The sequence below is a fragment of the Thiomonas bhubaneswarensis genome (genome assembly GCF_001418255.1).
In the GTDB taxonomy this organism is placed as follows: Bacteria; Pseudomonadota; Gammaproteobacteria; order Burkholderiales; family Burkholderiaceae_C; genus Thiomonas; species Thiomonas bhubaneswarensis.
Genome location: NZ_LIPV01000006.1, coordinates 182,865 through 201,413 on the forward strand (window position 1 = coordinate 182,865; position 18,549 = coordinate 201,413).

16 protein-coding genes are annotated in these 18,549 nt (G+C 64.1%); 12 read left to right on the plus strand and 4 right to left on the minus strand.

Annotated elements, in window-relative coordinates; all coding sequences use genetic code 11:
- The first annotated feature begins 4 nt into the window (after positions 1 to 4).
- The 8 genes from nuoI (at position 5) to ASC45_RS09805 (ending at position 7,747) form a co-directional block, all read left to right on the plus strand.
- Positions 5 to 493 carry an NADH-quinone oxidoreductase subunit NuoI gene (gene nuoI, locus ASC45_RS09770; RefSeq protein WP_055450844.1) on the plus strand — a complete coding sequence of 163 codons (489 nt, stop codon included), beginning with the start codon at positions 5 to 7 and terminating at the stop codon, positions 491 to 493.
- A gap of 99 nt (positions 494 to 592) precedes the next feature.
- Complete coding sequence (locus ASC45_RS09775; protein WP_055450915.1) at positions 593 to 1,222, plus strand: NADH-quinone oxidoreductase subunit J; 630 nt, start codon at positions 593 to 595, stop codon at positions 1,220 to 1,222.
- A 3-nt stretch (positions 1,223 to 1,225) separates the two neighbouring features.
- Positions 1,226 to 1,540: an NADH-quinone oxidoreductase subunit NuoK gene (gene nuoK, locus ASC45_RS09780; protein ID WP_055450845.1), complete on the plus strand. Its 315-nt coding sequence runs from the start codon at positions 1,226 to 1,228 to the stop codon at positions 1,538 to 1,540.
- 4 nt (positions 1,541 to 1,544) lie between these two features.
- The gene (gene nuoL / locus ASC45_RS09785; RefSeq protein ID WP_055450846.1) at positions 1,545 to 3,569 is read left to right on the plus strand and encodes an NADH-quinone oxidoreductase subunit L; all 2,025 of its coding nucleotides are present in this window, start codon (positions 1,545 to 1,547) and stop codon (positions 3,567 to 3,569) included.
- Between the two features lie 20 nt (positions 3,570 to 3,589).
- On the plus strand, positions 3,590 to 5,074 hold the full coding sequence (locus ASC45_RS09790; RefSeq protein ID WP_055450847.1) for an NADH-quinone oxidoreductase subunit M: 1,485 nt from the start codon (positions 3,590 to 3,592) through the stop codon (positions 5,072 to 5,074).
- A gap of 11 nt (positions 5,075 to 5,085) precedes the next feature.
- Entirely contained in the window at positions 5,086 to 6,552 is a 1,467-nt protein-coding gene (gene nuoN, locus ASC45_RS09795) for an NADH-quinone oxidoreductase subunit NuoN (protein ID WP_055450848.1), read from the plus strand.
- A gap of 191 nt (positions 6,553 to 6,743) precedes the next feature.
- A complete protein-coding gene (locus ASC45_RS09800; RefSeq protein WP_055450849.1) occupies positions 6,744 to 7,061 on the plus strand; it encodes a DUF2818 family protein in 318 nt (105 codons plus the stop codon).
- Positions 7,062 to 7,213: 152 nt separating this feature from the next.
- On the plus strand, positions 7,214 to 7,747 hold the full coding sequence (locus ASC45_RS09805; RefSeq protein WP_211263359.1) for an NUDIX domain-containing protein: 534 nt from the start codon (positions 7,214 to 7,216) through the stop codon (positions 7,745 to 7,747).
- A 25-nt stretch (positions 7,748 to 7,772) separates the two neighbouring features.
- On the opposite strand, the gene ASC45_RS09810 is transcribed toward ASC45_RS09805, so the two are convergent.
- Positions 7,773 to 8,837, minus strand: coding sequence for an MraY family glycosyltransferase (locus ASC45_RS09810; protein ID WP_055450850.1), 1,065 nt, complete (start codon positions 8,835 to 8,837; stop codon positions 7,773 to 7,775).
- Positions 8,838 to 8,944: 107 nt separating this feature from the next.
- Between ASC45_RS09810 and ASC45_RS09815 the strand changes: the two genes are divergently transcribed.
- Positions 8,945 to 10,213: a lipoprotein-releasing ABC transporter permease subunit gene (locus ASC45_RS09815; protein WP_055450851.1), complete on the plus strand. Its 1,269-nt coding sequence runs from the start codon at positions 8,945 to 8,947 to the stop codon at positions 10,211 to 10,213.
- A gap of 23 nt (positions 10,214 to 10,236) precedes the next feature.
- The gene (locus ASC45_RS09820) at positions 10,237 to 11,262 is read left to right on the plus strand and encodes a hypothetical protein (RefSeq protein ID WP_055450917.1); all 1,026 of its coding nucleotides are present in this window, start codon (positions 10,237 to 10,239) and stop codon (positions 11,260 to 11,262) included.
- Positions 11,263 to 11,358: 96 nt separating this feature from the next.
- Here ASC45_RS09820 and ASC45_RS09825 read toward each other — a convergent pair whose 3' ends face one another.
- Both ASC45_RS09825 and ASC45_RS09830 read right to left on the minus strand, forming a co-directional pair.
- Positions 11,359 to 12,996, minus strand: coding sequence for an OFA family MFS transporter (locus ASC45_RS09825; RefSeq protein WP_055450852.1), 1,638 nt, complete (start codon positions 12,994 to 12,996; stop codon positions 11,359 to 11,361).
- 412 nt (positions 12,997 to 13,408) lie between these two features.
- A complete protein-coding gene (locus ASC45_RS09830; RefSeq protein ID WP_055450853.1) occupies positions 13,409 to 14,443 on the minus strand; it encodes a peptidoglycan-binding protein in 1,035 nt (344 codons plus the stop codon).
- A 254-nt stretch (positions 14,444 to 14,697) separates the two neighbouring features.
- On the opposite strand from ASC45_RS09830, the gene ASC45_RS09835 reads away from it, so the two are divergent.
- Both ASC45_RS09835 and ASC45_RS09840 read left to right on the plus strand, forming a co-directional pair.
- Positions 14,698 to 16,680 carry a DEAD/DEAH box helicase gene (locus ASC45_RS09835; RefSeq protein WP_055450854.1) on the plus strand — a complete coding sequence of 661 codons (1,983 nt, stop codon included), beginning with the start codon at positions 14,698 to 14,700 and terminating at the stop codon, positions 16,678 to 16,680.
- A 28-nt stretch (positions 16,681 to 16,708) separates the two neighbouring features.
- Positions 16,709 to 17,941 (plus strand): nucleoside recognition domain-containing protein, encoded by a 1,233-nt coding sequence (locus ASC45_RS09840; protein ID WP_055450855.1) that lies wholly within the window; start codon positions 16,709 to 16,711, stop codon positions 17,939 to 17,941.
- Positions 17,942 to 17,948: 7 nt separating this feature from the next.
- On the opposite strand, the gene ASC45_RS09845 is transcribed toward ASC45_RS09840, so the two are convergent.
- On the minus strand, positions 17,949 to 18,518 hold the full coding sequence (locus ASC45_RS09845; RefSeq protein ID WP_055450856.1) for a hypothetical protein: 570 nt from the start codon (positions 18,516 to 18,518) through the stop codon (positions 17,949 to 17,951).
- Between the last annotated feature and the right edge of the window lie 31 nt (positions 18,519 to 18,549).

The window sequence follows — 18,549 nt, forward strand, 5'->3', positions numbered from 1 at the left end:
ACCCATGGCCGCTTTGCGTGACACCTTCAACAGCTTTTTCCTGGTCGAACTCTTCAAGGGTCTGGCGCTGACGGGCAAGTACGCCTTCAAGAGCAAGATCACGGTGCAGTATCCGGAAGAGAAGACGCCGCTGTCGCCGCGATTTCGCGGCCTGCATGCGCTGCGCCGCTATCCCAACGGCGAAGAGCGCTGCATCGCCTGCAAGCTCTGCGAGGCCGTCTGCCCTGCGGTGGCCATCACCATCGAATCGGAGCAACGCGAAGACGGCACGCGCCGCACCAGCCGCTACGACATCGACCTGACCAAATGCATTTTCTGCGGTCTGTGCGAGGAGAGTTGCCCGGTGGACTCGATCGTCGAGACCCCCATTTTCGAGTACCACGGTGAGAAACGTGGCGATCTCTACTTCACCAAGGAGATGCTGCTGGCCGTGGGTGACCGCTACGAGAAGGACATCGCCGCCACCAAGGAGGCCGACGCTCCATACCGCTGATCGCCGCCAGCCCGCCCGTATGAAAGGTGGGCCGTGGGCGGACTTTCCCAACGTTTCGATGCCAGCGGTTCTCGCCGCGGCAAAGCCTCTGCTGTGACCATGGACGTACAAACCATCCTGTTCTATGTGTTCTCCGCCGTGCTGCTGTTTGCGGCGCTGCGGGTGATCACGGCGCGCAACCCGGTGCATTCGGCGCTCTACCTTGTGCTGGCTTTTTTTCAGATGTCGGCCATCTGGCTGCTGCTGCGCGCGGAGTTTCTCGCCATCGTGCTCGTGCTCGTGTATGTCGGGGCGGTGATGGTGCTGTTCCTCTTCGTCGTGATGATGCTCGACATCAACCTCGACACCCTGCGCAAGGGTTTCTGGCGCTACTTCCCGGTTGCGGCGCTCGTCGGCGTGCTCATCGTGCTGGAAATGGCGGCCGTGCTGATGCAGGGCTTCCAGATCGGTGGGATGACGCGGGCCGCACAGGTCGGCGCGGCGGTGTCTGCCGACAACCCGCTCACCCATCTGTCCAACACCCGCGCGCTGGGCGTGGTGCTGTACTCGCAATATCTGTTCGCGGTTGAAATCGCGGCGGTCATCCTGCTGGTGGCCATCATCGCCGCCATCGCGCTGACGCTGCGCAAGCGCAAGGACGTGCGTCACATGCCGGCGTCGGAGCAGATCAAGGCCCGCCGCGCCGATCGCGTGCGCCTGGTCTCCATGCCCGCCCAACCCAAGGAGTAAGCCATGCTCGGATCATTGACCCTGGCGCATTACCTGGTGCTTGGCGCCATCCTGTTCGCGATTTCGGTCGTCGGCATTTTTCTCAACCGTCGCAACCTCATCGTCATTCTCATGGCGATCGAGTTGATGCTGCTGGCGGTGAACCTGAACTTCATCGCGTTCTCCCACTACCTGCAGGATTTTTCCGGGCAGGTGTTCGTGTTCTTCATCCTGACCGTCGCCGCGGCGGAGTCGGCCATCGGCCTGGCCATTCTGGTCGTGCTGTTCCGCAACCTCAACACCATCGACGTCGAAGAACTCGACCAACTCAAGGGCTGAGTCCATGCAAGCCACGCTGAACCCCACCCTGTTGCTGGTCATCGCACTGGCACCGCTGGTTTCCTCCACCATCGTCGGGCTTTTCGGGCGCACGATCGGGCGCTCGGCGTCGCACTGGCTGACCACGCTTTCAGTCGGGCTGTCGTTCGTACTGTCGCTCGTGGTGCTGAACGACGTGATCCACGGTGCCCGCTTCAACGCCACCATCTACGACTGGATGATGGTGGGCAAGCTGCATATGGAAATCGGCTTCATGATCGACGGCCTGTCGGCGCTGATGATGACCGTGGTGACGTTCGTCTCGTTCATGGTGCATATCTACACCGTGGGCTATATGGCCGACGACGACGGCTACCAGCGCTTCTTCAGCTATATCTCGCTGTTCACTTTCTCCATGCTGATGCTCGTGATGAGCAACAACATGCTGCAGTTGTTCTTCGGTTGGGAGGCCGTGGGTCTGGTGTCGTATCTGCTGATCGGCTTCTGGTTCACCAAGCCTACGGCGGTGTTCGCCAACATGAAGGCCTTCATCGTCAACCGCGTGGGCGATTTCGGTTTCATCCTCGGCATCGGCCTGCTCGCCGCCTACACCGGCAGCCTCAACTACACGGAGATCTTCTCCAAGGCGCCCGAGCTGGCGCTGCTGCACCTGCCGGGCACCGACTGGATGCTGATCACCGTGGCCTGCATCTCGCTGTTCATCGGCGCCATGGGCAAGAGCGCGCAGTTTCCGCTGCACGTCTGGCTGCCCGATTCGATGGAAGGCCCGACACCCATTTCCGCGCTGATTCACGCCGCGACCATGGTGACCGCTGGCATCTTCATGGTGGCGCGCATGTCGCCGCTCTTCGAGCTGTCGAACACGGCGCTGTCCTTCATTCTGGTGATCGGCGCCATCACGGCCCTGTTCATGGGCTTTCTCGGCGTCATCCAGAACGACATCAAGCGCGTCATCGCCTACTCCACGCTGTCGCAACTCGGCTACATGACGGTGGCGCTGGGAGCCTCGGCCTATTCGGTGGCGATCTTCCACCTGATGACCCATGCCTTTTTCAAGGCGCTGCTGTTCCTCGCAGCCGGTTCGGTGATTCTGGGCATGCATCACGACCAGGACATCCGTCACATGGGGGGGCTGCGCAAGTACATGCCCATCACCTGGATCACTTTCCTGATCGGCACCCTGGCGTTGACTGGCACCCCGTTCTTTTCAGGCTTCTATTCCAAGGACAGCATCATCGAGGCGGTGCATGCCAGCGATCTTCCGGGCTCTGGGTTCGCCTATTTCGCCGTGGTGGCCAGCGTGTTCGTGACCGCGCTCTACAGCTTCCGCCTGTATTTCCTGGTGTTCCACGGCAAGGAGCGCTTCCGCGAGGTGTCGCATGATCACGGCCACGACGCCCATGACCATGGACACGGCCACGGCGGCGAGCCGCACGAGTCGCCCTGGGTGGTGACCTTCCCGCTGATCATGTTGGCCATTCCGTCTGCGGTTTCGGGCTATTTCCTGATCCAGCCGCTGCTTTACGGCCAGTTCTTCCAGGGTTCCATCTTCGTCAATGCCGCGGCGCATCCGGCCATGACCGATTTGGCCGAGCATTTCCATGGCGCTCTGGCCATGACCCTGCACGGCTTCACCACCCTGCCGCTGTGGCTGGCGGTGGCCGGATTCGCCACGGCCTATTACGCCTACATGGTGAACCTGAATTTCCCGCGCACCGTGCAGCGCGCGCTGGGTCCGATCTACACCATCCTCGATCACAACTACTACTTCGACTGGTTCAACGAGCACGTGCTGTCGGCTGCTGCACGCCTGCTGGGCAAAGGGCTGTGGAAGGGGGGCGACGTGGGGCTGATCGACGGCCTGCTGGTCAATGGCACGGCGCGCGTGGTGGGCTGGACGGCGCGTCTGGTGCGTCTGGTCCAGACCGGCTACATCTACTACTACGCCCTGGCGATGATTGCCGGCGTGGTGGTGTTCATGGGCTACTTTGTTCCGGGCAAGCTGTTGTCCGGCTGGTTCATCCGATAACAGCGAAGCGCGACACAAGCATGCAATCTCTTCCTCTGCTCAGTCTGTCCATCTGGGTTCCCATCGTCTTCGGGGTGATCCTGCTGTTCGTCCAGGGCGAGCAGCGTGCGGCTGCCGCGCGCTGGCTGGCGCTGATCGGTTCGCTGATCGCCTTTGTCGTTACCCTGCCGCTGATCTCCGGCTTCGACAATGCCCAGGTCGGCATGCAGTTCGTCGAGTCGGTGCCCTGGATTCGGCCGTTCAACATCAACTATGCGCTGGGCATCGACGGTGTGTCGCTGTGGTTCGTGCCCCTGACTGCGCTGATGACGGTGATCGTGGTGATCAGCGCCTGGGAAGTCATTCAGGATCGGGTCAGCCTCTACCTCGGCGCATTCCTCATTCTGTCGGGTCTGATGATCGGGGTGTTCGCAGCCACCGATGCGCTGTTGTTCTACGTGTTTTTCGAGGCCACGCTGATTCCGATGTATCTGATCATCGGTATCTGGGGCGGGCCGCGGCGCGTTTACGCCGCGTTCAAGTTCTTCCTCTACACCCTGCTCGGCTCGCTGCTCATGCTGGTGGCGCTGATCTATCTGTACCTGCAGTCGGGCGGGAGCTTCGACATCGCCAACTGGTACCACGTCCCGCTGTCGATGACGGCGCAGATTTTCATTTTCATCGCCTTCTTCTTCGCCTTCGCCGTGAAGATCCCGATGTGGCCGGTGCACACCTGGCTGCCGGACGCCCACGTCGAGGCGCCCACCGGAGGCTCGGTGATCCTGGCCGCCATCATGCTCAAGCTGGGCGCGTACGGTTTCATCCGCTTTTCTCTGCCCATGCTGCCCGACGCGAGCCATGCCCTCGCACCGGTCATGATCACACTGTCGCTGATCGCGGTGATCTACATCGGCTTCGTTGCCCTGGTACAGGCCGACATGAAAAAGCTGGTGGCCTATTCCTCCATCGCGCACATGGGCTTCGTGACCCTGGGCTTCTTTCTGTTCTCCGACCTCGGCGTGCAGGGGGGGCTGGTGCAGATGATCTCGCACGGCTTCATCTCCGGCGCCATGTTCCTGACCATCGGCGTGCTGTATGACCGCATGCATACCCGGCAGATTGCCGATTACGGCGGTGTGACCAACACCATGCCCAAATTCGCCGCCCTGGCCGTGCTGTTCGGCATGGCCAATGCGGGCCTGCCGGGTACCAGCGGCTTCGTCGGCGAATGGATGGTCATCCTGGCCGCGGTGAAGTTCAACTTCTGGATCGGCCTGCTGGCCGCGACCACACTCATCCTCGCTGCGAGCTACACGCTGTGGATGGTCAAGCGGGTGTTTTTCGGCCCCGTTGCCAATGAGCATGTGGCCGCGCTGAAAGACATCAGTGCGCGTGAGTTCTTCATGCTGGCCGTACTGGTCGGCGCCGTGCTCTGGATGGGCGTGTATCCCAAATTCTTCACCGACCCGATGCAGGCCTCGGTGCAACATCTGCTGCAGTTTGCGGCGTCTTCCAAATTGCAGTGACTACGACAGCCATGAACTGGATCGCCATTTATCCGGAAATTCTTCTCCTCGTGCTGGCCTGCGTGGTCATGCTCGTCGACCTTTTCGTGAAGGACGCGCAGCACCGCGTGAGCTACTGGCTGACCCTGCTGGGCTTGGTCGGCCTTGGCGTGCTCTGCGGGCTTTACTACGCCTCGGGCATGCAGCAGTTCGCCATGGCGCGTGCGCTCATCGTCGATCCGATGGCCATGCTGCTCAAGCTGTTCACCGTCATCGCCACTGCTGTGACTCTGGTGTATTCACGGCGTTACGCCCAGGATCGCGGCATGTGGGGCGGTGAGCTGTTCAGCCTGGTGCTGCTGTCGCTGCTCGGGCAGTTCATCATGATCTCGGGCAACAACCTCCTCACCATCTATCTGGGGCTGGAGTTGCTCTCCTTGGCGCTTTATGCGCTGGTTGCGCTTCGCCGCGACCACACGCAGTCCACCGAGGCGGCGATGAAGTATTTCGTGCTCGGCGCGCTGGCGTCGGGCTTCCTGCTCTACGGCATGTCCATGCTGTACGGCGCCACCGGCACACTCGACCTCGTCACCATCTTCCGCATGATCGCGGTCGAGCCGATCAATCGCGCCGTGCTGGTGTTGGGCGTGGTGTTCATCGTCGCCGGGCTGGCGTTCAAGCTCGGCGCCGTGCCGTTCCACATGTGGATTCCCGACGTGTATCAGGGCGCACCGACCGCTGTGGTGCTCATGGTGGGGGCGGCGCCCAAGCTGGCGGCTTTCGCCATGGCCATCCGCCTGCTGGTCGAAGGCATGTTCCCGCTGGCGATGGACTGGCAGGGCATGCTGGTGGTGTTGGCGGTGCTTTCCATCGGCCTGGGCAACCTTGCGGCGATTGCGCAGACCAATTTCAAGCGCATGCTGGCCTATTCCACCATCGCGCAGATCGGCTTCGTGCTGCTGGCGCTGTTGTCGGGCATGCTCAACGGCAACGGCCTCTCGGCTTCCACCGCCTACAGCGGCGCGATGTTCTACATGGTGATCTACGTGCTGACCACCCTGGGCACCTTCGGCGTCATTCTGCTGCTGGCCCGTGAGGGCTTCGAGGCCGAAGACATCCGCGACTTCGCGGGTTTGGCCAAGACAGACCCCTGGATGGCAGGTGTCATGACCTTTCTTTTATTCTCACTTGCTGGTATTCCACCCTTCGCCGGGTTTTATGCCAAGCTCGAAGTGCTCACCATTCTGTTCAACACCGGACGCGTCTGGCTGGTGGTGTATGCGGTGATCCTGTCGGTCATCGGCGCCTACTACTACATCCGCATGGTCAAGGTCATGTATTTCGACTCGCCTACCACGCTTTCGGCCACGCGGGCCCGGGGAGCTGGTGGTGCCCGCGCTCTGCTCTCGCTCAACGGTCTGGCGGTGCTGTTTCTCGGCCTCATGCCCGGCGGTCTGATGACCTTGTGCTATCAGGCCATCGCCAACACCCTGCATTGAACCCAGATCGTCCATTAGACGGCGCTTCGCGCCTGCATGGGTGCTGGCGGTCGATTTGGGGCGTCTTTGCCCCCGTGCTTCGCGCCCATAGCTCGGCCTATGGGCTTGTCGCCCGGGGCCAAATCCATCCCCAAAGCGCCTCGCCATCATCCCATGCTCTAATGAACAATCTGGGTTGAAAGAATCGTCTCATGCAAAACTCCGCCATCTGGCTGGTCATCGTGCTGGCCTTCGTTGCCGCCAACCTGCCTTTCGTCTCCAATCGCTTCTTTCTGGTCATGCCGCTGAAGAAGACGCCCAAATCGATCTGGTTGCGGCTGCTTGAACTGCTGATCCTGTTTTTCGTCGTCGGCTTCATCGGCATGGCGCTCGAAGCGCGCATCGGCCAGAACTATCCCCAGCACTGGGAGTTTTACGCGGTGTCGGTGTCGATGTTCCTGGTGCTGGCGTTTCCCGGCTATGTGCTGCGCTACATGGTCAAGCGGCATCCGGCTCCGAATCGGACATGAGCCCACCCCAAAAGCCTTCGCTTCGCTCGGTTCTCCCCTCAGGGGGCAAGAAACTCTCGGGGCGGCCCGGCGAGTTTCTTGAGAGCAGCGTCGTTGACCCGGCACGCGCGCCGCAGGCTGCTGCCCTGCGCGAACACACCCTCGACAGCGAGATGGTGTTTCGCGGCAATTTTCTGAACGTCGCGCGTGATCTGGTGCGACTGCCCAACGGCGTGCAGGCCACGCGCGAGTACATCCGCCATTCCGGTGCGGTCATGGTGATCCCGCTGCTGGACAACGGCAATGTGCTGATGGAGCGCCAGTTCCGCACGCCGATGCAACGCGTCATGGTCGAATTTCCCGCGGGCAAGCTCGATGCGGGAGAGAGCTGGCTGGCCTGCGCCCAGCGTGAGCTGCGCGAAGAAACCGGCTACAGCGCGCGGCAGTGGGCGTATATCGGGCCGATCAACAACGCGATTTCCTATTCCGACGAGATCATCCATCTCGCGGTGGCGCGGGGCCTGGTCGCCGGAGAACAGGCGCTCGATGACAACGAAGTTCTCGACGTGTTCGAGGCCAGCCCGCAGGACGTACTGGAGTGGGTGCGGCAAGGCTTTATCACCGACGTCAAGACGGTGATCGGTGCCTTCTGGCTGGAAAAGCTGCTGCAAAACACTTGGAACGTCGATTGGAAGGATGTGGGCTGAACGTTCTCCATCCCTGCAGCGCGGTTCAGATCCGCCGCTGCACCAGCAGTCGATATGCCAGCAGATACAGCGTGACGAAGCCCACGCAGCACAGCATCAACATGGGGGTATTGCCCCACCACAGCATGGCCGGGCCCACGCTGAAGGCCGCAACGGCCCAGAGGTAGGGCGAGGTCGCGGCATTGCGGCGCAGTTTCGGGTCGGGGTGGTCGTCGTGATCGAGCAGGCGGGTAAGGCGCCAGTACACCAGATGGTGCAGATGCAGGGTGTCGGGCGCGGTGCCCGCGCGCTGGCGGAGCTTGCGTCGCCACAGCGAGTACAACAGTTCCAGCACCGGATAGGCCAACACCATGAGCGCGAACCAGGGCGAGACGATCGGGTTGTGCGCTACCAGCAGCACGCTGAGTAAGGCCATCCAGAAGCCCAGCAGATAGGCGCCGGTATCGCCTAGAAAGATCTGACCGCGCGGCCAGTTCCAGAACAGAAAGCCCAGCAGCGCGCCGATGGCGGCCAGACTCAGCGCCATGATCTGCACGTCGCTGACTTTGAAAGCCACATAGCCGATGGCACCGAAGATCATGAAACTCACCATGCCGGCCAGGCCGTTGTAGCCGTCGATCATGTTCACCGCATGAGGCAGGGCGCCAATGGCCACTAGGGCGATGATCCAGCCGAGCACGGGCCAGGCCTGCAGCCAGAGGTCGAGCGGCCAAAGCCCCAGGCGATGAACGCTGGCGCCCAGCAGCCAAACCGCCAGCGCCGCAGCCAGCACCGTGGCCAGCGCCCGCCAGATCGGCGCCACATGACGGCGCAGGTCCTCGATCATTCCGGCCAGCAGAACCGGGGCGACGGCGATCGCCGTGAAGGCCGTGGTCTGCTGCGTCAGGTAGGTGAGGTGCAGCAGCCACAGCATGGCCACGGCGATGCCCAAGGTCATGGCGAAGCCGCCGGTGCGTGGCGTGGGGTGTTTGTGCCACTTTTGCACGCCATGGGTCTCGTCCATGCCGAAGTGCCTGCGGCGGCCCAACACGATCAGCACGGCGCAGCCCAGCCAGCAGAGCAGGGCGGACAGAGCGGTGGCGTGGAGCATGCGGCAATGACAAGGGTGTGAAAGCGACATTGTGCCTTGCCGCACAGAGGGACTTCGCATGGCCCTGAGACCTTGGCGACGTCCGCAGTCGCCTACACTGCGCTTCCATGTCTGCATCCTTCTCATGGCCCTACGAGCTGCTCATCGGCTGGCGCTATACCCGCAGCGGGCGGCGCAGTCGGCGCAACGGTTTCATCTCTTTCATCTCGGCGGTTTCGGTCGGCGGCATTGCCCTGGGCGTGGCTGCGCTGATCGTGGTCATCTCGGTGATGAACGGCTTTCAGAAAGAGGTGCGCGACCGCATGCTCAATGTCATTCCGCACATTCAGATTTTCAACGTCAACGGTCAGGCGCTGCCCGACTGGCGCGGCGTGGCGCAGCAGGTGCAGCGCAACCCGGCGGTCACCGGGGTGGCGCCCTTCGTGCAGGGTCAGGCGCTGGTGGCGCAGGGCAGTCAGCTTCAGGGTGTGCTGGTGTGGGGGGTGGAACCGGGCGAGGAGACCCGCGTGTCGCAAATTCCCGAACACATGGTGGCGGGCAGTCTGGCCGCGCTCAAGCCCGGTGACTTTGGCGTGGTGCTGGGCAACGAATTGGCCAACGCGCTGGGCGTGACCCTGGGCGACCAGATCACCATGGTCGTGCCCAGCGGCTCCATCACCCCGGCGGGGATGATTCCGCGCCTTCGCACCCTGCGCGTGGTCGGCATTTTCAATGTGGGCCATTACGAGTACGACAGCACCCTGGCCCTGGTGAATCTGCAGGACGCCAGCGCGCTGTTCCGCACCGGCGGCCCCACGGGACTGCGGGTGCAGACGCGCAATATGAACGACGCCCCGCAGATTGCGCAGGAACTGCAGCGCGTGCTGCCGCCCGAACTGGTGGCGCAGCCCTGGACCGAGCAGAACCGCACCTGGTTCGAGGCCGTGGTGATCGAGAAGCGCATGATGTTCATCATCCTCACCATGATCGTCGCGGTGGCGGCGTTCAATCTGGTGTCCACCTTGGTGATGACCGTCACCGACAAGCTCGCCGACATCGCCATTCTGCGCACGCAAGGCGCCAGTCCGGGCTCGATCATGACCATCTTCTTGCTGCAAGGCGCCGTCACCGGCTTTCTCGGCACCTTCGCCGGGGTGGCGCTGGGCTGTCTGATCGCGTTCAACCTCGACCCCATCGTGTCGTTTCTCGAAGCCCTGCTGCACACCCAGTTTCTGCCGCGCAGCGTGTACCTGATCCACACCATGCCCAGCGATCCGCGCTTTTCCGACATCGCCACCATCACCGTGGCCTCGCTGGTGCTGTCTCTGCTGGCCACGCTTTACCCGAGCTGGAGCGCTTCACGGGTGCAGCCGGCGCAGGCATTGCGCTACGAATGAAGGGTGTGCAAGGAATTGAACCGATGCTCCACCTGTTGCTGGCCGATCTGCCCTTGTCCGCCCCGGCTTTCGCCCGGCTGCTGACAGAGCCGGGCCTGCCCGCCACCGCCGCGCTGTGCCGGCAGGCCGTGGTGCTGGAGCAGGAAGCGCCACGCGACGACGCCCAGGCGGCCTGGTTGACGCCTGCCGAGCGCTGGTTGCTGCACGCCCTGCGTCTGCCCGGCGACGAGGCCGAGCAGGCGCCTTGGGCCCGCCTGGCTGCGCTGGCCGACGGCGTGTCGGAGGTCTTCCCCGAGGACCAGCCGCTCGGTCTGCTCACCCCGGCGCATCTGCGGCTGGGGCGCGACAGTCTCTCGCTCACCGATCCCAACGCGCTCGACCTCACGGTGGATGAGGCCCAGCAACTGTTCGCCGCGATCGAGCCCTTGTTCGACGGCGCGGGGTGGCGGCTGCGCTGGGTCACGCCGTTGCGCTGGTATGCCGCGCACCCCAGTCTGCGCGAGGTCGTCACCGCGGGGGCGGCGCGGGCGCAGGGGCGAAACGTGGCCGCATGGATGCCCGGCGGCCCGGCCGCCCGGCCCTGGCGGCAACTGCTCACCGAAGTGCAGATGACCTGGCAACACCACCCCGTCAACGAAGCGCGCGAGCAGCGCGGCCTGCCAGACGTCAACACGCTTTGGCTGCACGGCTGTGGGCCTTTGCCGCCCGACTGGTGCAGTCCCATGCGTCTTGCCGAACCCGATCAACACTTGAGCGATCCGGCGCTGGAGGCGGCGCTGCGCGGCCTGGCCCTTAGGCCGGGAGCGGGTGCCCTAAGCCGTCTGCACTTCCTAGACGCCCAAGACATCCTGAGCGGCGATCCCGTTGCGGGCCTGCGCCAGCTCGATGCTCAACTCGCAGCGGCCCTGCAGCAAGAGCTTGAGCGAGATGCAGGCGCGCGTCTGACGCTCGCTGGCGAACACCGCTGGCGCACCCTGCAAATTCGCCGCCCGCATGGCTGGAAGTTCTGGCAGCGGACGGAGCTTCTTCAGTTGTGCAACGGCTTGTAGGGCGTCAGCCAAGCCGGGGCACAGCGCCGCGGAGACTCGTTCCCGCGCGCCCAGCCCATGTTCTCAGGGCAGGGTGGGTTCCCCGCCCTGAAGCCGTCAGAGCAGCACGGCCGCCTTCTGCAAGGCGATGTAAACGCCAATGAAGAACGGAATGCCCACGGCTGCCCAGGCCAGGATGCCGCCGAGGCCGAAGCTGCCGCGCGCCGCATGTTCGGCATCGCCCGGAATGCGGTCTTCGTGTTTCAGCGCGCGTTCGCGGGCGAGTTCTTCCGGGGTCATGCGGTACTTGGCCGCCACCGGGCGAACCAGCAGATTCAGGATGAAGCCCACCAGCAGCAGGCCTGCCAGGATGTAGAGCGTGCGGTCATAGACCAGGTTCTTCGCCACGCCGGCGTCGAGCTGGGTCTGCCGGATGGCGGCGATGAGGAAGGGCCCGGCGACGCCGGCGACCGACCACGCCGTGAGCAGGCGGCCGTGAATGGCACCGACCATCTGCGTACCGAACAAATCGGCCAGATAGGCGGGCACCGTGGCGAAGCCGCCGCCGTACATGGTCATGATGACGCAGACCGCCAGGATGAACAGACCCGCAGCGCCACTGTGTCCCAGCGTCGGCAGGCTGGCATAGAGCGCCACGCCGAGCGCGAAGAACAGCGCATAGGTCGCCTTGCGGCCGATGTAGTCGGACAGTGCGGCCCAGAACAGGCGGCCTCCGCTGTTGAACAGGCTGATCAGGCCGACCAGGCCACCGGCAGCGGCCACCAGCGCGGCCTTCTGCGTGGCGTCGAGGGTGACGCCAGCGTCCAGGCCGATGAGACGGCCGCCGAACACGTCCTGCAGCATGGGGCTGGCCATGGCGATGACCCCGATGCCCGCGGTGACGTTGAGGCACAGAATCCACCATACCAGCCAGAACTGCGGCGTTTTCATGGCCTTGTTCAAGTGCACTTCATGATCGGTGATCATCGCATTGCTGCCTTTGGCCTTGGGGGTCCAGCCCAGAGGCTTCCAGCCGCTCGGTGGCACGCGAAAGCCGAAGGCCCCGATGCTCATCACCACCAGATAGATCACACCCATGACGATCAGGGTCGGTGCCACGCCCTGCGGGCTGGAGGCACTGAAATACTTCATCAGCGCCACGGCCAGCGGGGCGCCGATCATCGCGCCGCCGCCAAAGCCCATGATGGCAAAGCCCGTGGCCAGGCCGCGACGGTCGGGGAACCACTTGATCAGCGTGGACACCGGCGTGATGTAGCCCAAGCCCAGGCCGATGCCGCCCAGCACCCCGGCGCCCAGAATCACCAGCCAGAGCTGGTGAATGGACACGCCGATGCCACCCAGAACCAGTCCGCCGCCCCAGCACAGCGCCGCAATGAACCCAGCCTTGCGCGGGCCCGCATGTTCCAGCCAGGCCCCCCAGATCGCGGCTGAAATGCCGAGAAAGGCGATGAATACCTCGAAGATGTGCGTCACCGCAGGAACGCTCCAGTTGCAGCTCGTCGTGGTGAGCTGCGCCCAGAAGCCCATCGAGCCACAGACGGCCGGATCGGTGCCTCCAAGCAGCTTGCTCATGGGCAGCCAGAACACGGAAAAGCCATACGCCATGCCAATACAAAGATGAATGGCCAGCGCCGCGGTGGGAACCAGCCAGCGGTTGAAACGCGGACCGGCCACCGTGCGCTCGCGATCGAGAAGACCCGGGCGGGGCGGGGATGCGGTGATGGATGCGGACATGCTTTCTCCAAGTGGTTGTTGTTTGGCCTTAACACGTACACGGGGGCGCCCACAAGACGCCGCCGCGATAAAAACACTATATCGTGAAAAAATGCAACTTTGATGGGCGGGTTTGTCAGGCTTGCAACATTGGGAGAATTCTGCGTGCGAGGCTTGGTGGCGCTGAACATCGACAAGCCACGCATGCGAGTGGAGGTTGCCGCCACGATGACGAGTCGGTCTTACCGAGAAAGAAAGCAGCAGAGACGCGCCGTCGCCCAATGAACTCTTATCTTGCGCGAACCTTGATGCGGGAAGGCGGTTGCCTCGGCTGGGCGCCTGAAAAAAGAAAGGGCCGACACGGCGTCGGCCCATCTTGCGGGGTCGAAGGGTGGCGATCAGCTTTCCGTCAACCTTCGACCTGCAACGATCTTTACTGGCTGAGCGCGTTCATCGTGGCCGGATCGAGCGCCCCGGTTGCAGGCAGGCCACGCGACTTCTGGAAGCGAACCAGTTCGCTGCGCGTCTTGGGGCCCATGAGACCGTCGGGGGTGCCCACCGGAAAGCCCAGGGTGTTGAGCCTTTCCTGCGCCTGTTTCAGCGTCATGGTCACCGGGGCGGCCTGAGTGGCTGCGACGGGCTGCGCAGCCGGCGTGGAGCCGCCCTGCACGCCGAGCTGACCGCCGGTGCCCAGGCCACCCTTGACCTCCTGCGCCGTGTAGTTCTGCACCGCTTTGACGATACCGTTGTAAGAGTCCATGAAAGCGGCCACGATCACTTTGCCCTGCGCCGTGTTGGCATAGCCGCCGCCGATGCCGCCGGCCGCGCCGCCAAAAAGACCGCCGATGGCGCCGAAATCCCAATTCTTGGCGCTGCCCTCAGCCGCGGCGAGTTGTACGCCCGAGCGGTTGTCCACGAGGGTCAGCAGGGTGCTGGCTTCCTTGGCACTCAGGCTGCCACCGACAATCGCGCCCACGGGGCCGAGAAGCCCGCCGACGAGGCCGCCCATGCCCCCGGCATTGTTGTTGGAGAAGGTGATGGTGGGCGTTATCGTGTAGTCGGCCGAAACCATCTGTCCCTTGCCGAAGTTGGAGTTCTGGCGCAGTTCACCACTCTGTGCCAGCGCCCGCTCCTGCATCATGTTGTTCATGGCGCGGCCACGGTCCACGACCACGAAGCAGTTCGACTGCTGGATCATCAGCTTGAGCACGGGCGTGGTCGGGCCGAGTTGATATTGGCTGGTGAGAATGCCGTACCAAGGGGCGTTGGTGTCTTCTTCGACGGCGATGGTGCCCAGCGGTGCGTTGCAGCGTGCCAGTTTGTCGTTGGCATTCTGGCTGTTGGCGCCCCCCGCAGAGCCGGTGGCCTCGGTCTTGGCCGCGGTGGAGCCCATGTCCATGCTGGAACAGGCCGATAGTGCCAAGACTGCGGCGATGGCGACGGATTGCTTGATACGGAAAAGTTTCATGTGGTGCTCCAAGTTTTATGTTCGGTATGAAAATCGACTCACCGACAACTATGCGGTCAGTTACGCCAGTCTTACAGAGCCCAGGTGACACTCCATTCCTTCGGCGCGGCAGGAGCCGTGAATTTGTGTTGATCTACGGCAATTTGTCACATGAGTGATTGCGAAACGGTCTGTGCAGCGGCGCAAGAGTCCATCGCGGCGGGTGGGCAGCATGCACTACGCGCACAATGGAGGTTTAGCCGTAGGCCAACATCATGACTTCCCAAGAACTTTCTCCCTTTGCCGAACTCGGCTTGCCCGAACCGCTGCTGCAAGCCCTGCGCGATGTGGGTTATGAAACCCCGTCGCCCATTCAGGCGGCCACCATTCCGCCGCTGCTGGTCGGACGCGACGTGCTGGGGCAGGCGCAGACCGGCACCGGCAAGACGGCAGCGTTTGCGCTGCCCATCCTGGCGAAAATCGATTGCAACGCCCGGCATACCCAGGCGCTGGTGCTGGCGCCGACGCGCGAGCTGGCCATCCAGGTGGCCGAGGCGTTTGCGCGCTATGCCACCCATCTGCCGGGCTTCAACGTGCTGCCGATCTATGGCGGGCAAAGCTACATTCCGCAGCTTGCCTCGCTCAAGCGCGGCGCGCATGTGGTGGTGGGCACGCCCGGGCGGGTGATCGACCATCTGGAGCGCGGCACGCTCAAGCTCGACCAGCTCTCGCACATGGTGCTCGACGAAGCCGATGAGATGTTGCGCATGGGCTTCATCGACGATGTCGAGTCCATCCTGCAGAAGACGCCCCCCGAGCGGCAGGTGGCGCTGTTCTCTGCCACCATGCCTTCGGCCATACGCCGGATTGCCCAGACCTACCTGCGCGATCCGGCGGAGATCACCATCAAGGCGGCCACGACCACCGCCACGCACATCCGGCAGCGCTACTGGATGGTCAGCGGCTTTCACAAGCTCGACGCGCTCACCCGCATCCTCGAAGTCGAGCCGTTCGACGGCATGATCATTTTCGCCCGTACCAAGCAGGCGACCGAGGAATTGGCCGAGAAGCTCGCCGCGCGCGGTTTCACCGCGGCGGCGCTCAATGGCGACGTGCCGCAGGCGCTGCGCGAGCGCATGGTGCAGCGGCTCAAGGACGGCCAGCTCGACATCCTCGTAGCCACCGACGTGGCGGCGCGCGGGCTGGATGTGGAGCGCATCAGCCATGTGGTGAACTACGACATTCCCACCGACACCGAGAGCTATGTGCACCGCATTGGCCGCACCGGTCGTGCCGGGCGCAGTGGCGATGCCATTCTGTTCGTCACCCCGCGCGAGCGGCACCTGCTGCGCGCCATCGAGCGCGCCACGCGCCAACCTATCACGCAGATGCAACTGCCCAGCACCGAAGCGGTCAACGACAGCCGCATCAACCGCTTCATGCAGCGCATCACCGAAGCGCGCGAGCAGGAAGGGCTGGAGGACTATCAGCGGCTGGTCGAGCGCTACGAGCAGGAGTTCGACATTCCGGCCATCGAGATCGCCGCCGCGCTCGCTCGCATGGTGCAGGGCAACAAGCCGCTGCTGATGCGCCCGGGGAGTGATCTGGCCTTCAGTGCAGAGGCTCAAACGCCGCGCCGCGAACGCGAGCCCCGCGAAAGCCGTTCCCCGCGGGCCGAGCGCGCGCCGCACGGCGAGAAGACGCCGGAACGCGCCCCCCGTGAGCGCGCCAAGCCGCGCGATCTGGAGGCGTTCACGCAGACCTTGATGCAGGTGCGTGAGGAATCCGGCGTGCCGCAGCGCCACGCCCACGCGCGCGACGAGCACGAGTCACGCCCGCCGCGTGCCGAACGCCAGCCGCGCTCCGGGCACGAGGCCGAAGGCCTGCGCTTCGAGACCTATCGGGTGGAAGTCGGCCGCGATCATGGCGTGGAGGTGCGCAATCTGGTAGGCGCCATCGCCAACGAGGCCGGACTGGAGAACAAGCACATCGGCAATATCGCCATTCGCGGCGACCACAGCTTCGTCGAACTGCCCGAAGGCATGCCCAAGGACGTGTTTCGCACCCTGCAGAAAACCTGGGTGAGCGGGCGGCAACTGCAACTGAGCAAGGCCGAGCCGGTGCGCGACACGGCGCGCGATCGCCCGGCCGCGCGTGGCGCTTCCAGACGCTTCGACGCCGGCGATGCGCCGCAGGCACCACGCCGCCGCGCCGCGCCGATGCCCGCGGGCGGCAAGTCGTTCAAGCGCAAGCCCTGAAGGCCCAGTCGAGAAACCTCTTCAGGCGATGCTGAACCGGCTCTGGCTCGGCTTCTTTCTGGTGGCCGCGGCCGCCGCGGTGGCGCGGTGGCTGGGCGGCGATGGCGCGGTGTTCGCCGCGGTCACCGACAGCCTGTTCGCCATGGCCAAGCTGTCGGTCGAGGTCATGGTGCTGCTGTTCGGCACGCTCACGCTGTGGCTGGGCCTGCTTCGCATCGCTGAGCGCGCGGGCTTGGTCGAACTGCTGGCGCGTGCGCTGGGGCCCTTGTTCCGGCGGCTGATGCCTGAAGTGCCGCAGGGCCATCCGGCCATCGGACTCATCACGCTGAATTTCGCCGCGAATGTGCTGGGCCTGGACAACGCCGCCACGCCCATCGGCCTGCGCGCCATGCGCGAACTGCAGACGCTCAACCCCAGCACGGACACGGCCAGCAACGCGCAGATCCTGTTCCTGGTGCTCAACGCCTCGTCGCTCACGCTGCTGCCGGTGAGCATTTTCATGTACCGCGCGCAGCAAGGCGCGCCCGACCCGACGCTGGTCTTCCTGCCCATCCTCATCGCCACCAGTGCGTCCACCCTCGTGGGCCTGCTCAGCGTGGCCTGGATGCAGCGCCTCAAGCTGTGGGATCCGGTGGCGCTGGCCTATCTGGGCGGCGGCGCGCTGCTTCTGGGCGTCCTGCTCGCGGGCTTGGCCACGCTGAGCACGGCGGCTCTGGCCAGCGTGTCGGCGCTGGTGGGCAATCTGGTCTTGTTCGGCGTCATCCTGGCCTTCCTGCTTGCCGGGGCGATCAGGAAAGTGCCGGTCTACGAGGCCTTCATCGAGGGCGCGAAGGACGGTTTCGGCGTGGCCCGCGACCTGCTGCCTTACCTCGTGGCGATGCTGTGCGCAGTGGGTGTGCTGCGCGCTTCGGGCGCGCTGGGCTATGCGCTCGAAGGCATACGTTGGGTAGTGCAGGGGCTGGGGCTGAACACCGACTTCGTCGCCGCACTGCCCACGGCCCTGGTCAAACCCTTCTCGGGCAGCGCCGCGCGCGCCATGCTGATCGAAACCATGCAGCACTACGGCGTGGACAGCTATCCCGCGCTGCTCGCCGCGACCATGCAGGGCAGCACCGAGACCACGTTCTACGTCGTCGCGGTGTACTTCGGCGCGGTGGGCATACGCCGGGTGCGCCACTCCGTGGGCTGCGCGCTGGCGGCCGATCTGGCAGGGGTGATCGCCTCGATCGCGGTGTGCGCGTGGTTTTTCGCGCCGCATTGAATTTGGCCTATTGCCCAAGCTCGCGCAACAGCTCAACGGCCCGTTTCTCGCCATGCCTGGCCGCCAGCGCGGCCTTGATCACGGGCAGCAGGGCGAGCAACTGCTCGGCGTTCTGGCATTGCTCGATCTTGAGCTGCATGCCGTAAGCCTTGATCATGCCCAGCTGGTCGCTGACCAGGGCGTTGATGCGTTGATAAAGAACGGAAAAGGCCTGCGCATCGGCTTCGTGCTCGAGGGCGCTGCGGGTATCGAGATGCAGCTCCGACGGCAGCTCGTCGTCGTCATGCAGGAAGCCCGAGGCGTCCGGCGGTGTCTCGGGGGCTTCGGAAGTCGGCGCGGTGGTGGGGACGGCCACCTCGGGTTCTTCCGGGGCGGCGATCAGGCCGAGCGCTAGCAGTTGCTCCAGCGCATCGTCAGGTGCCGAGATCGCCCGCATCATCGCCTGCAGGCTTTGCACATCGCGCTTGCCGTCCACCAGCAACAGCACATTGCGCAGAGGGCGGGACTTCAGCACCGATTGACGGGCCATTTCACGCTGTCCGAGCTCGGTCTTGAACAGCAAGGTCTCAGGTTTCATGTGTGGGCCATGTTGCGGGAGGTTCCTTGAC